The organism is Vibrio scophthalmi LMG 19158 (genome assembly GCF_000222585.1).
GTDB classification, from domain to species: domain Bacteria; phylum Pseudomonadota; class Gammaproteobacteria; order Enterobacterales; family Vibrionaceae; genus Vibrio; species Vibrio scophthalmi.
In genome coordinates this window covers 51,232-65,503 of the sequence record NZ_AFWE01000161.1, presented here as the reverse complement: position 1 = coordinate 65,503, position 14,272 = coordinate 51,232, and the positions used below count along the sequence as shown (strand labels likewise).

The following is a 14,272-nucleotide window of genomic DNA, read 5'->3' as shown; positions in this document are numbered from 1 at the left end:
TTGGTATTACACGCTGCAACACCTATTTATCGTCTTCCCCCTTCTTAAGAGCGATTCAATTCATACCGTTACTGAAACAAATAAGCTAACCTTTGCTTAAAGACAAGCACCAAACACGTTCCCAAGCAGCGCGTCTCGCCATTTTGGTTCATACTTAATAGTGACGAAAAATAAAGAGGGAAGATAATGAAATTATTTACGCTCGACGACCTATCTTACAAAGGCGAACATCAGGGCGTTCATCGTTGGGATCATCCTCAAGGTGACAACCCTTACTATTGGCATCCTGAATGGCTTCACGTTGCAGAAGATGCCCTTGGATTGCACCCCAAGCAGCCAATTGATGTACCCGATGGAGAAAATGCCTCACAGCAACATGCCGAGAAAGCAATCCTCGATCACCTTAACAGCCGCTAACCCTGAGCACTGCACGGACTTAACTAAAAGTCGTTTAAGATCAAATCACAATGTTTAGCTGGGTCGATGCCAGCGCTAAACGATTGGCATCACATAAATATAATTCCAATCTGTTACATTTATAACGTTAAAGTGACAACCCTCAACTCATAGATGATGAGAGAAAATAATAATGACTAAGTACAACGAAAACGATATCGAATATAAAGGCGAAACCAATGGTGTTCACACTTGGACAACACCATTAGGACAGCCTTATTACTGGCATCCAGATTGGCTGCACATTGCTGAAGATGCGACCGGGACTCATCCAAAAGCTGAGCTAGAAACCGCAGAGAACGAAACACCAACTGAAAAGCACGCGCTAAAAGCCATTCTTAGCCATATCAATCACTGGGCGACAGAAAAAATGTCAAGCAACCCAGAGTTTGAAACTCATGCTCATGAATCGCAAATTGATTTGAAAAAGTAGCCATACGAGCCGATTCATCCTTTGAATCGGCTCGTTTTAATCAACACCGCAACTTCTGGCAAACGTCCTCTAATCCCCTACTCACCCCGTTTTAATAAAAAATGGCGGCAAAACATCAATATCGGCAACTAGAAAATTGAGGCAAATCAAATTTAGTCCGATTTTATAAGGGCTCATCTTCACTCGAATCCATCATTCAGCTCTTCATTTAGCGCCATTTCGATATTAAGGAGTACCGCTAAGAGGCTGTTCTTATAATCATAATTGATAAAAACTCCGCCCATCGAACAAGGTTTAACAGCTAATCAATAAAATTTGTTGTTTCTAACGCTTTTGTGTTGTCACTCGTGCGTCATAAAGGTATAAATATTCAAGTTATTACAATTATCCCCTTCGATTAACATGGATGACAATTATGTTTGAAAAAGTAGTTGCTGCTCCGGCAGACCCGATTCTTGGCCTCACGGAAGAGTTTAAAAAGGATCCCCGCTCTGAAAAAATCAACCTCGGTGTTGGTATTTACAAAAATGAACAAGGTGAAACGCCTGTACTTGCAACCGTTAAAAAAGCGGAAGCAGCATTAGTTGAAACCGAGAAAACCAAGTCATACCTAACCATCGAAGGTACATCAGAATATGGCCTAGCGGTACAAAAGTTACTGTTTGGTGAAAATGCAGAAATCATTACTGATAAACGTGCTAAAACTGCCCAAGCACCAGGTGGTACAGGTGCGCTACGCGTTGCCGGTGAGTTTATTAAACGCCAACTTGGTGATGTAAAGGTATGGGTAAGTAACCCAACGTGGGCAAACCACATTGGAGTGTTTACCGCTGCTGGCCTTGAAACCGCACAATACAGCTACTACAACGCAGAAACTAAAGAGAAAGATTTTGCGGCGATGGTTGCCGATCTTGAACAAGCAACTGCGGGCGATATCGTATTACTACACGGTTGCTGCCATAACCCAACCGGTATCGATCCAACAGCCGATGAATGGGAAACACTGGCAAAAATCGTAGCAGAGAAAAAACTGCTGCCACTATTCGATTTTGCGTACCAAGGCTTCGGCGCTGGCGTAGAAGAAGATGCAGCGGGTCTGCGTACTTTTGCTAAATACAATAAAGAGATTCTGATTGCGAGCTCGTTCTCTAAAAACTTCGGTTTGTACAACGAGCGCGTTGGCGCATTCACACTGGTTGGTGAGAACGAAGATGTTGCCGCTACCGCATTCTCTCAAGTTAAAGCTATCATCCGTTCTATTTACTCTAACCCACCAGCACACGGTGCGGCAGTAGTGACCTACATCCTAAATGATGCTGGTCTACGCGCTGAATGGGAAGCAGAAGTAAAAGAAATGCGTGATCGTATTCAAGAGATGCGCGAACTGTTTGTACAAACACTGAAGCAACAAGGTGTGGATGCAGACTTTAGCTTTATCGAGCGCCAAAACGGCATGTTCTCGTTCTCTGGTCTAAATAAAGATCAAGTTGCTCGTCTGAAAGATGAGTTCGCAATCTACATTGTTGGCTCTGGCCGTATCAGTGTTGCAGGCATGACAAAATCAAACATGCTGCCACTGTGCCAAGGCATTGCTGCTGTCATGTAATCAAGTAAACAGCCCAATCTAAAAAGCCAGCTTCCGCTGGCTTTTTTATTTCAAATTGACCACAGTTTAAGCCACCATTCAGTGAGTCTCTAAAAAAATAGCTTCAACGCTACACCACCCTCATTGGTCGAACCCCGATCACTTTCTCGATGACTGTAAAATGCACCAGCGGTAAAACCAGAGTTGATCCGATAGTCAGCGCGTAGTGAATAGATATCCACATCTAATATGTCACTACGATTTAACTCAGCATCGGTTGCTAGGCGCCAACGCTGTGTAATGTTATAGATCAAACCGATTTCCATCCCCCAAACAAACTCATTGCTGCTTTCGAGTTTTACATCGGTATCATCATCGGTTAGCCGTGCCCATTGCATCCCCGCTTTCCCGCCGAAAAGAAACTCCAATCCCGGTCCGGCATCTATACGAGCAGCAACACCAGGCAAGAGCGTGTAAATCTCCGTGGTGGTTTTCTCTGGGTGAATAAAGCGCGCGGAATAATCGAGTGTTGCTAACCAACGCTGATCAATAGGTAACTTGCCACCGGTATTAATAGCGGTGATGTTGCTATTACCACCGATGTTTTCATCTAACGCTCCAGAAGCAAACTCAACATAACCATATCGATAATCCGATAGGCCTATTTGCCCAAAGCAGGAAAGAGAGATCGGCAACGTAATCGCAAAAACCAACCAAGTCACGATGTGCTTTCTGAATGGATTCAGTTCCATCTGATCTCCTTATGCTTTATTCACTATCAATGTTTATTTACGCATAAAAATAATCGTAGTAATCAAATCTAAAAACAACAAGTTAACCATCTAAAACTGTGGATTGGCGTGGAAAATTACCGCAATAAATGAGGGTAGCTGGCTCTAAGAATGGAATAGGAATAGGAATAGGAATAGGAATAGGAATAGGAACATTATCCGTAAAAAAGGTTTAAGGCCTATTGAATGACAACAAGCCTTAAACCTTTATAACGTAATCATCCATTCATCTTGTTGTAGATTTTGAATGCTTACTTGTGAACGCATTTGAAGCCGTTCAATTAACTCGGATTCCAACTCATAAGGCATAACCAACTTTAGTTCGTCTATTCCTTCTGATTTGGCGAGTTTTACCAGTGTATGGATATTTGACTCATCACTACGGCTAGCAGAAAGCGACTTCATAGCTTGTTCCCATAATCTTTCTTCTGGATTACGAGATAGCTCGACAGTATCTTTCCACGCAATAGTAAATACTGGCGCGATGGTGCTCAATGCTTCAAGAAACGTCCATTTCTTACTGCACGAAGCGCCGAGAAAAGAGGTATAGTCAAACACCACACATGTCTTGCCTTGACGTTCCATATCATCCCCCGATATTGGCAACACAACATACTCAATATCGGTCAACTGAATACATATAGCAATAGGATATAGAACAATGGTCTTTTATACCCTTTTTACGAGTCAAAATGGCATATAAAAACCAATCAAATAACAAAGTTTCCACAAGCAAGTGACATATAAAACCTGTTGCGCAATATTTGAGTTACTAAAATAAATCATTACCTATTGCACATGTTTCATCACTATTTTATATCAATGATGCGACTCGCCTTCTTATATTTCACTCGCCAACCTTGCCAACGTGGTAGCTCCCAACGCTTGGGGTCGCCTTTACGCAAGCCATCACGATATAGCACCGTCACTAATTTAGCCGCTGGTTGGTACTCAACGTCCAAATTAAGATCGCCAAGTGCCAGTGTGAGCGGAAACCGTTCGGCGAAATCATCATATTGCCAATCTGGAATACCCTCAAAAGCGAAATCTTCTGCACAGAACAATTCAAGTTCGCCGATATCGGTGAGGTCCAGTAGCTGCAATTGCTCGGTAAACCAACCTTCGAAAGTCACCTGATGATGATCTTTTTGCTCAGCAAGACCTAACTCAACATACAAACGCCAAAGTAGTATTTGGCGGTGGCGCATCGGATAAAAGCCAGCAAGGAGATCTCCTGCAACGACAGCTTTAAGAATCGGCGTGATGGCCAACGCGCCCTGCGCCAGCTCTCGCTTGGTCGCAATCGTACGGCCAGCGTAAATCAGCTCCATTTCGATATAGGTTTGCTCTTGCCCCGCTTGATTTGATTCAACGATGACCGCACCTTCTTGCCACTGACCAAGCCCAAGCGCTTGCAAAGCACTAAGCTCTAGCGGTAATACTTGAGTTGCCAGTGTCAGTGTTTGTTTAACCCCTCTACCAGGTAAACTGTGCGTATCTAACACGATAGCGGCTTCAGCTTGTTTGTTAAAACGGCTTTCTCGTCCCAGTGTGACCTCAATAATCCCGTTTGCGAGTGCTTCTCTTCTTTTCTCACGACGAATAAAAACCAACTCCGGGTGTAAAACGGCTATAGCGTTGACCAAATCACCATGACGATATCGTGATGCGACTTCAAGTTGAGGCAGTTCAAAAACCTCACGCATCTGTGCTGCTAACGCTCTGGCTTCACTCAGTGCGTCAATATTTACTTCCAACGCTGAAAACGACTCACCTCGAATTAAACCAATCGCGAGTTGCGCATCACACCCTAACGGTTCTTGCTGGGCCAATTGCTCTTGTTGCTCTTCATTACCAATAATGCGATAGAGTTTTGCTGGTGTCGCCAAAGCGGCTGTGTAATCGATCATTGCCTCTTTTAGCGCCTTCGAAGGCATACGAGTGACCAAATCAGCCAGCAACGCATCAATCGGCAATGGGTACATCTTGCGTCCATGTTCAGTCGCATTTCCCTGCTCATCGATCGCCTGCATGTTTAGCAGCAATTGAGTCGCTTGGTGAAGCGTTTTTTCTGGCAAAGGTTCGAGAAAATCTAACGAGGATAACGGTTGATGACAGCAGGCGGCAGCGAGCATCGCTTCGGTTAACGCTTCGCGATGCATCTCTGGTGGTGTCACTAAAGCGAGCGCAGCATACTCACCATAAAGGCGAACACAAACGCCATCCATAACACGCCCTGCCCGTCCACTTCGTTGTTTGGCGCTAGCTTGTGAAATGTGTTTTAAGCTCAGTGTCGTGCGACCATTACGTTGCTCGGTACGACGCTCTAAACCGGAATCTATCACTAACGCAATATTAGGAATGGTTAATGAGGTTTCAGCCACATTAGTCGCTAATACCACTTTGGGTTGTGCTTGGATATTGAGGGCAACTTCACGCTGCTCATCGCTCACCGACGCATGTAAAGGCGCAACGATAATTCCCTCAAGGCTCTGCAACATTTGCGTACACTGAGTGATCTCTTTACGCCCAGGAAGAAAAACTAATACATCGCCACGACAAGCTTCTAAAGCGTGAAGTACTTCCTGTTTTACTCGTTGCTCCAACTGCCGACTATCGGGCAGTTGACGCGACTCGCTGGCGCGATATTGCAAACTAACTTTAAAATTACGTCCTTCTGCATGTAAGCGTTCGGCCCCCACATAGCTGGCCAGTTTTGCCCCTTCAATGGTTGCTGATGTCACCACCAGACGATGCTTTTGATGTTTTTTTAGTAACGCAACTAATAGGTCTGTGTCCCAGCGACGTTCATGAAATTCATCGACAATAACAATATCGTAATCTGCTAACTGGTTTTCACTATACCAACGCAGCGCAACACCGGGAGTCACAAAGACGACTTCGCTCGTTTCATTAAAGCGAGTTTCTAGCTTTATCGCATAACCAATAGATTGCCCGACTGGCTCGTTACGTTGCTGTGCTAAGTATTGCGCGAGGGAAGTACAAGCGATTCGACGCGGCTCAATCACCAATACACGTCCTTGCTCTGAAGCCCAAACAGGTAAACGGGTTGATTTTCCAGATCCGGTTTCCGCCTCAACAATCAGATGATTTTTGGTGAGTTGTACAAGAAACTTTTCGCGTAAGGTGTCTATTGGTAATGAAGTCATAGCAAGATAATCTAGGAATTAACCCGATGATTATAACGACAATGAGAATAAGTGGGTATTAAGATCCCACTTCGAATGGTGTTTCTTGTCGACCATAGCAAGCCACGTTACAATACCTTACAGATTACCATGTTATGACTCTTAACTGGCATCGAACACACGCACAACTGTTCCTCGTACCCGATAATAGGTTCGCAATGTATAACGACAAACGTCCACTCTATATTCCTTTCGCAGGCCCTGCGCTTCTTAGTACTCCATTGCTTAATAAAGGCAGTGCGTTTAGCGCTCAAGAACGCATCTCCTTCAACTTAGAAGGTCTCCTGCCAGAGACGACTGAAACGATCCAAGAACAGGTGGAGCGTGCGTATCAACAATACCGCAGTTTCGAAAATGACATGGATAAGCACATTTACCTGCGTAATATTCAAGATACTAACGAAACGCTTTTCTATCGTTTAGTTCAGAACCACATTTCTGAAATGATGCCAATCATCTACACCCCAACGGTAGGTGCCGCCTGTGAGAACTTCTCCAATATCTACCGTCGTGGCCGTGGATTGTTTGTCTCTTACGCTAACCGCGATCGTATTGATGACATCTTAAACAATGCCTCAAACCACAACGTCAAAGTGATCGTAGTCACCGATGGTGAGCGTATTCTTGGTCTGGGTGACCAAGGTATCGGCGGCATGGGTATTCCTATCGGTAAGTTGGCTCTATACACCGCTTGTGGCGGTATCAGCCCTGCTTACACACTACCTATCGTGCTTGATGTGGGTACCAATAACCCACAACGTCTCGCTGACCCTATGTACATGGGCTGGCGTCATCCACGCATCACTGGTGCAGATTACGATGCCTTCGTCGAAGAGTTCATCCAAGCGGTACAGCGTCGTTGGCCAGAAGCATTGGTTCAATTTGAAGATTTCGCCCAGAAGAACGCGATGCCTTTGCTTGAGCGATACAAAAACCGTATTTGTTGCTTCAATGATGATATTCAAGGCACTGCGGCAGTCACCGTAGGCTCACTACTTGCTGCATGTAAAGCTGCTGGCAGCAAACTGTCTGACCAACGTATCACCTTCTTAGGTGCGGGCTCTGCAGGCTGTGGTATTGCCGAAGCGATTATCGCGCAGATGGTCTCAGAAGGCATTTCTGATGCTCAAGCTCGCTCGCAAGTTTACATGGTTGACCGTTGGGGTCTGCTACAAGAAGGCATGCCAAATCTGTTGGACTTCCAACAACGCCTAGTTCAGCCAACGGAAAATACCGCTGAATGGCCAAACGAGGGTAATGGCTTCTCATTGCTTGACGTTATGGCAAATGCAAAACCAACCGTTCTGATTGGTGTGTCTGGTGCGCCAGGCCTGTTTAGCAAAGATGTGATCAAAGAAATGCACAAACATTGTGCGCGTCCGATCGTATTCCCGCTATCAAACCCGACTAGCCGTGTTGAAGCGACACCGAATGACATTATTCGTTGGACTAACGGTGAGGCACTAGTTGCAACAGGTAGCCCATTTGATCCCGTAGTACACGATGGCAAAACATACCCAATCGCACAATGCAATAACAGCTACATCTTCCCAGGTATCGGTTTAGGTGTACTTGCTGTCTCTGCACGTCGTGTTACCGACGAAATGCTGCAAGAGTCAAGCCGTGCACTTGCAACGTGTTCTCCACTGGCAATCAATGGCCAAGGTGCGCTGCTGCCACCACTAGAAGCAATTCACTCTGTATCGAAGAAAATTGCCTTCGCCGTGGGTAAGAAAGCCATTGAGCAAGGCGTAGCTCAGGAAATCACTGACGAAGCACTAGAAGAAGCGATCGAAGCTTACTTCTGGCAGCCAGTTTACCGTCGCTACAAGCGTACTGCGTTCTAAACGCTATTTTAATTAACGTTAAATAGAAACAAAGCCCCTTTTAGGGGCTTTGGATTAAATTGATATGTTTGAATTTTTAGCCCCAGCCGGCCAATACATCGCCCCTTATTTAAGTGAGATTGCAACGGCTCTGATTGCGTGTGCATTGGTGATGTTTGGTGGTGAAATCAATTCTAACCTGCGAAAATTGCTCCGAAGTCAGAACTTTGTCGTAAGAACGATTGTCTTCATCTTGATCAATGCGTTTGGTTACGGCTTAATCATCGTAAAAGCAACACCTTACCTTACCAAGACATTAGGCCAACTTCCGTATGGCACAATGTTTATTGTTGTAGTGACAAGTTTTATTGTCATCGGTCTTTGGGCTCAACGGAATAGACAGATTTAGTGCGTAAGATTTTTTATAACCCTTTGAATAAAATCCATTTACGATGGATAGTTAATGCTCTGAAGTTATCACTCATTTCAGTGGTACTGCTTGTGGTCGCTCTATTTGCCATTGACCGCTGGGTCAGCTATCAAACGCAAGACCAACTCTATTTTTCAGCCGATGAGGTTACCTCATACGATGTCGCGGTCGTTTTAGGTACTAGCAAATATTTAGGTAAAGTACTCAATGAGTATTACCTACATCGTATTAATGCTGCGATTGAACTTTATCAGCAAGATAAAGTGGATAATTTTCTTCTCAGTGGCGATAACGCCCATCGTTCATACAACGAACCTTGGACCATGAAACGCGATTTGTTACGTGCAGAGATCCCTGAAGAGCGTATTTACCTTGATTACGCAGGGTTTCGTACTTTAGATTCCGTGGTTCGTGCTAAAGAGATATTTGATACCGACAATTTCTTGATCATTTCGCAAAAGTTCCACTGTGAACGCGCCTTGTTTATCGCTAATTATCACAATATCCAAGCGAAATGCTTGGCTGTGGCCGGCCCTTCTTCCCACTCAGGGTTTAAAGTGCGCTTTCGTGAAGTCTTTGCCCGAGTCAAAGCAGTGCTTGATCTTTACATCACTGGAGAGAAACCCAAATTTCTCGGTCCGAAAGAGCCGATTGTCACGATAGACGAGCAAGAGCAAGAGCAAGAGCAAGAGCAAGAGCAAGAGCAAGAGCAAGAGCAAGAGCAAGAGCAAGAGCAAGAGCAAGAGCAAGAGCAAGAGCAAGAGCAAGAGCAAGAGCAAGAGCAAGAGCAAGAGCAACCTTAAACTCTAACTAACGCATATCCAACACAAAAAAACGCCCCATCATTGGGGCGTTTTCATCATCGATGAGACAAAATAATCTATGAGACAAAGTCGTGGCGAGTAAATAGCTTAAAACCACACTCTAAACATTATTGTTCCTGACTCTCTATTTCCACTCGGTTTCGACCACTTCGCTTAGCTCGATAAAGCATTTCATCCGCTCGCGTAAGCATATCAATCGCCGTTTCTTGACCTAACTCCGCTACACCTAGGCTCGCAGTCAATACTTCACCATGCATCCATTTATGCAGTTCGATTTTTTGTCTTAGCCGTTCAGCCAAAATTGAAGCGTGGCGTAGCGTGCTGTTAGGACAAAAAACCACAAACTCTTCACCACCCCAGCGAACAAACCGATCACTAGCGCGCAACTCCGACATCACGACAATGGCAAATTCTCGCAGAATATCATCCCCCATTTTGTGGCCATGAACATCGTTAACTTGTTTGAAATAATCGATATCGAGATAGATTACGGTCAACTGCGTTTTGAGTTCACGTTCAGGGTAATACTCTTGTTCCAGCCAATTACGAATAGAATGGCGATTCATCGCACCTGTTAACGCATCGCGATGGGCTAACTCAGCAAACTGGGTGTTTTCTTCCCGTAGTGAGCGGTTCAACATTTTTAGATGTTGGCGACGCGCTTCTGATTCACTCAAAATACGTTGCTTGCGATGAATTTGCGTTGCACTAAATATCAGCGCTAATCCAACCCAAATAAACAGCAGCAGCAACATTAATATTTCACCGTCAATATAATGACCGACAAATTCAATACTACGAATACGTAGCTGATACTTCCCGACGGGCGTTCCTGAGCCAGTGGCAAATTCAATTCGATTAACGTTATTAAATTCAGGCGCTGAGTGCGCGATCGGAATTTTGTTATCCACTAACCACCAAGTTAAGACTTGTAAACTTTTCAGGGGTACTTCTAGTACTTGAGAGTAGTCAGCTTGGCGGTAATCAAGGCCATTATATTTATGGGTATATTCGTTGTCTGGTAGAGAATAAACTGGATTATAGTTGCGTAAGTAGACACGTAGGGCGGGGTTGGTATCACCATCAAGACGGATAAAATCCACATCTAAACGTACGGTGTGGTAATCAGAGAGGTCCTTACCTCGTGTCGGATCTTCTTTATCATACAAAATGGAGATACCGCAGTATGGCCATTTATAATCCGCGCTAACTTTGAGTTCACAGTCAAGAATAACTTCATCACCTTCCCTGCTGATTGAACTAGTGGAGGCGCCTTTTTGTAACTGATCATTAGTTGCAAGATAAGTATATTGGCTTGGACTTACACGATAAATTTTCTTCTCACCATACAACCAATGCAATGCAACGACAATTATCGTAAAGATGAATAAGCCAAATATAAGTTTATGAATTGTTTTCAATTTCACATTCCAGCCAGACAAGCACATTAACGTTTGAATTAAATCTTATTTTTGAGAGCAAATTTACTTAACTCAGCAGACCAACACAACTAAAAATCATTAAGTAGCACAATATTTATGAGACAGCTCATACAACACAGCAGACGGATAACTTGTGAACCGTTGCCGGATGAAAATGTACAGTTAAACAAAATGGTGCATATTTCTGTTAACATACTCCTGAAACGGATCGTCAACGATTCCACCCAATAAAAAAAACATATAGAGCAAAGTCATGTCGTTAATTACAACCGGTACGCTACAAAAAATGCGCGCGTCTCTTGATCAAGAAGTTCACTACCACCTTCCTGTTGGTGAACAACTTGTTGACCTTAAACCCTTTCTCGGCAAGGCACTGACGCTAACTCACACAGGTAATATTTTTTGTCAATCGTGTGGAAAAAAAACCAAGAAAAGCTACTCTCAAGGCCACTGTTTTGTCTGTATGAAGAAATTGGCGAGCTGCGATATGTGCATCATGAAGCCAGAAACCTGCCATTATGAGCAAGGCACTTGCCGTGAGCCACAATGGGGCGAAGAAAACTGCATGGTTGACCATTACGTCTATCTTTCAAACACCTCGAGCTTGAAGGTCGGCATTACTCGTCACACACAAATTCCCACTCGCTGGATCGACCAAGGTGCGACCCAAGGCCTACCAATTTTGAAAGTGAAAAGCCGCTACATCTCGGGCTTAGTCGAAATCGAGTTAGCCAAACATATCGCCGATAAAACCAATTGGCGTACATTGCTCAAAGAAGATGGCGCACCACTGCCGCTTGAAGAGAAATTTGCTCAGTTACTGCCATTGATTGAAGAAAAAATCGCTGAAATTAAACAACAATTTGGTGATGATGCGATTGAGATACTCAATGAGGCAATCACACCGATTGCTTACCCTGTTAACGAGCATCCAACTAAAATTGTATCGCACAATTTTGATAAAAACCCAGTGGTAACCGGCACGTTAAAAGGCATCAAAGGCCAATATTTAATCTTTGATACTGGTGTGATTAACGTGCGTAAATTTACTTCCTATGAAGTGGAAGTGAGTGACGAGGCTTAAACTAAGCCGTCCTCATAACATCACTCATAAAACACAGAAAGCCGCTAGACGCGGCTTTTTTATTGGAACATTACAACTGAGCATCACCGTGTGATTAATGATCCCTAAATCAATCAGCAACACAAAAACGCTCAAGCGCGTCAAACAAACGATCGACCTCCGCCTTCGTGTTGTAATGCATCATGCCAATGCGTACCACACCACCGTTTTTTTCTAGATCGAGTTGACGCACCAAACCCAAAGCGTAGAAGTGCCCACTCCACAGGCATATATTTTGCTCGCCTAACGCTTTAGCGACATTCACCGGCTCAATGCCCGAGAACGTCAGCGCAAAGGTTGGGGTGCGCAGATTAGCGTCAGCCACATCCCGCCCCAACAATGTGACCCCTTTCATTTTGCCTAAACGCAGCAGAAAATAGTCACTTAATTGAGTTTCATAGCGATTATAAATTTTAAAACTCTGCTCTAAACGCTCTCTGAGCGTCAGGCGCTCATCAGCCCATTGAGCGAGGTACTCAATCGTTGCCACCAGCCCAGCTAATGCTTCGAAGCTTTGTGTCCCAGTTTCAAAGCGTCCCGGCCCAAGATCCGCGGCAGGCTCTACTTTATAAGGCTGCAATACTTGCAACCATTTGGGGGCAATATAGGCAATACCGATATGCGGCCCACAAAACTTATAAGCGGAACAGACTAAAAAATCGCACTCAAGTGCTTGAACATCAATGAGGTGATGAGGTGCATAGTGCACGGCATCCACATACACCTGAGCTCCTACCGCTTTCGCCGCTGCGATCACTGGTGCAATATCGACAATAGATCCTGTGGTATTGGACGCTAATGTAATCGCAATTAAACGTGTCTTTTCGTTAATCAATGACAGTAGATGATCTATATCAACGCTGCAATCTTGTGGATCCACTCTTGCCATAAAAACTTGAACGGACTTATCTTCCGCAGCCTGCTGCCACGTACTCACATTGGCATAGTGATCAAGGGCTGTGACAATCACCTCATCTCCCGCTTGCCAATGGCGGCTAATCGCCCGGCTCAAAGAAAAAGTCAGCGAAGTCATATTAGCGCCAAATACGATTGAATCGGCGCTGGGCGCATTCAACAACGCTTGGCAACTACTACGCGCGTCACTAAGCAATTGATTGGTTTTGTGGCTGGTAAAATAATGTCCCCCCAAATTGGCATTGGAGTAGCCTAGATAAGCGCTCATTGCATCGAGCACCGACATCGGCACTTGCGCCCCACCCGGCCCATCAAAAAAACTGACGGTTTGATTATTATGCCGCTGATGCAAGGCGCTAAATTGCGCTCGTACACGCTCAGGAGTGAAGCTCATCAACACCATCCTTAGCCGTCAAAACAAACACATCCATGTGACCTTCATTGTGGTGGTCAATCGCTCGAATAGGACAAGCGTTATGCCATAATTTGCTGTCGGCTAATAACGCCACTTCACCATTTTCCAGTACTTTCCTAAAAAATGGCGCTTCATGATTATCGTTATATAGCATTATTTCTCCGCCAACGATGTTATGGCGGTCAATACCAATAAGGGCAATATGATCAAAGCCATCTTGGTGCACACCTTCCGGTGCAACTTGTGTTTCGTCAAAGATAGCCGTCACACGTATCTGATGAATTTCAATCTCTTGCCCATTTGCAAGTTCATTGCTTTCCACAAACAAGGCGACACATTTCTTGCATTCCTTGGCTGGTTAACGTCGCATCAAGCAAAGGCTCAAATTGACGCACAATATCACCTTGAAAATGGTTAATATCTTCAGATTGCACGAAGGCGTTTTTGTCCGTCACAATCACCTTGCCATCAACAAATCGGATCACAGAATAACGGCGTAAACGATATTGCCCATCGGCGTGCTTAGTATGTGGCAACGTGCCAAATGAAGGGGAAAGTTGGCGAATCGCACTGCGGCTCAGTTGAGTCAGCTGCAGCGTATTCTCATGATTATGTATCATCATCGACTCCTTAATGAATATACACCTTCGCAAGTTTAACATTTTTATTACATTAACTATTGCGCATTAATTCCAACAAATCAACAAAACTCAAAATATGAATCGGTTAAATTGAACGATACAACACAGAACTCCACTAAAGCCCGACATGACAGAGATATACACCAACATAAAATCCTAGCCTCATCTAAAACTAGATGAGT

The 14,272-nt window shown here is 44.4% G+C and carries 12 protein-coding genes and 1 pseudogene; 7 read left to right on the top strand and 6 right to left on the bottom strand.

Annotation, left to right across the window (positions count from 1 at the left end):
• Window positions 1-186: 186 nt before the first annotated feature.
• The 3 genes from RH88_RS12860 to RH88_RS12850 all read left to right on the top strand — a co-directional run bounded on the left by RH88_RS12860 (window position 187) and on the right by RH88_RS12850 (window position 2,495).
• On the top strand, window positions 187-417 hold the full coding sequence (locus RH88_RS12860) for a hypothetical protein (protein WP_005596595.1): 231 nt from the start codon (window positions 187-189) through the stop codon (window positions 415-417).
• 172 nt (window positions 418-589) lie between these two features.
• Complete coding sequence (locus RH88_RS12855) at window positions 590-889, top strand: hypothetical protein (protein ID WP_005596593.1); 300 nt, start codon at window positions 590-592, stop codon at window positions 887-889.
• A gap of 415 nt (window positions 890-1,304) precedes the next feature.
• Entirely contained in the window at window positions 1,305-2,495 is a 1,191-nt protein-coding gene (locus RH88_RS12850; protein WP_005596591.1) for an amino acid aminotransferase, read from the top strand.
• Between the two features lie 89 nt (window positions 2,496-2,584).
• Here RH88_RS12850 and RH88_RS12845 read toward each other — a convergent pair whose 3' ends face one another.
• The 3 genes from RH88_RS12845 to RH88_RS12835 form a co-directional block, all read right to left on the bottom strand.
• A complete protein-coding gene (locus tag RH88_RS12845; RefSeq protein WP_005596589.1) occupies window positions 2,585-3,226 on the bottom strand; it encodes an outer membrane beta-barrel protein in 642 nt (213 codons plus the stop codon).
• Between the two features lie 246 nt (window positions 3,227-3,472).
• Entirely contained in the window at window positions 3,473-3,850 is a 378-nt protein-coding gene (locus RH88_RS12840; RefSeq protein WP_005596588.1) for a hypothetical protein, read from the bottom strand.
• A gap of 224 nt (window positions 3,851-4,074) precedes the next feature.
• A complete protein-coding gene (locus tag RH88_RS12835) occupies window positions 4,075-6,435 on the bottom strand; it encodes a helicase-related protein (protein ID WP_005596586.1) in 2,361 nt (786 codons plus the stop codon).
• Between the two features lie 197 nt (window positions 6,436-6,632).
• Here RH88_RS12835 and RH88_RS12830 point away from each other — a divergent pair, with 197 nt between their 5' ends.
• From RH88_RS12830 to RH88_RS12820, 3 genes are all read left to right on the top strand, one after another.
• Window positions 6,633-8,321 carry an NAD-dependent malic enzyme gene (locus RH88_RS12830; RefSeq protein ID WP_005596584.1) on the top strand — a complete coding sequence of 563 codons (1,689 nt, stop codon included), beginning with the start codon at window positions 6,633-6,635 and terminating at the stop codon, window positions 8,319-8,321.
• Window positions 8,322-8,385: 64 nt separating this feature from the next.
• On the top strand, window positions 8,386-8,709 hold the full coding sequence (locus tag RH88_RS12825; protein ID WP_005596582.1) for a DUF3392 domain-containing protein: 324 nt from the start codon (window positions 8,386-8,388) through the stop codon (window positions 8,707-8,709).
• Window positions 8,709-9,533, top strand: coding sequence for a SanA/YdcF family protein (locus tag RH88_RS12820; RefSeq protein WP_005596580.1), 825 nt, complete (start codon window positions 8,709-8,711; stop codon window positions 9,531-9,533). Before RH88_RS12825 ends, RH88_RS12820 begins: the two co-directional genes overlap by 1 nt.
• Before the next feature lie 128 nt (window positions 9,534-9,661).
• On the opposite strand, the gene RH88_RS12815 is transcribed toward RH88_RS12820, so the two are convergent.
• Complete coding sequence (locus tag RH88_RS12815; RefSeq protein WP_040757962.1) at window positions 9,662-10,975, bottom strand: GGDEF domain-containing protein; 1,314 nt, start codon at window positions 10,973-10,975, stop codon at window positions 9,662-9,664.
• A 274-nt stretch (window positions 10,976-11,249) separates the two neighbouring features.
• Between RH88_RS12815 and RH88_RS12810 the strand changes: the two genes are divergently transcribed.
• Entirely contained in the window at window positions 11,250-12,080 is an 831-nt protein-coding gene (locus tag RH88_RS12810) for a DUF2797 domain-containing protein (RefSeq protein ID WP_005596576.1), read from the top strand.
• A gap of 109 nt (window positions 12,081-12,189) precedes the next feature.
• On the opposite strand, the gene RH88_RS12805 is transcribed toward RH88_RS12810, so the two are convergent.
• Complete coding sequence (locus tag RH88_RS12805; RefSeq protein ID WP_005596574.1) at window positions 12,190-13,428, bottom strand: cysteine desulfurase-like protein; 1,239 nt, start codon at window positions 13,426-13,428, stop codon at window positions 12,190-12,192.
• Window positions 13,412-14,069, bottom strand: a pseudogene (locus RH88_RS12800) (2OG-Fe dioxygenase family protein). The gene RH88_RS12805 and the pseudogene RH88_RS12800 overlap by 17 nt, the downstream one beginning before the upstream one ends.
• Window positions 14,070-14,272 lie beyond the last annotated feature (203 nt).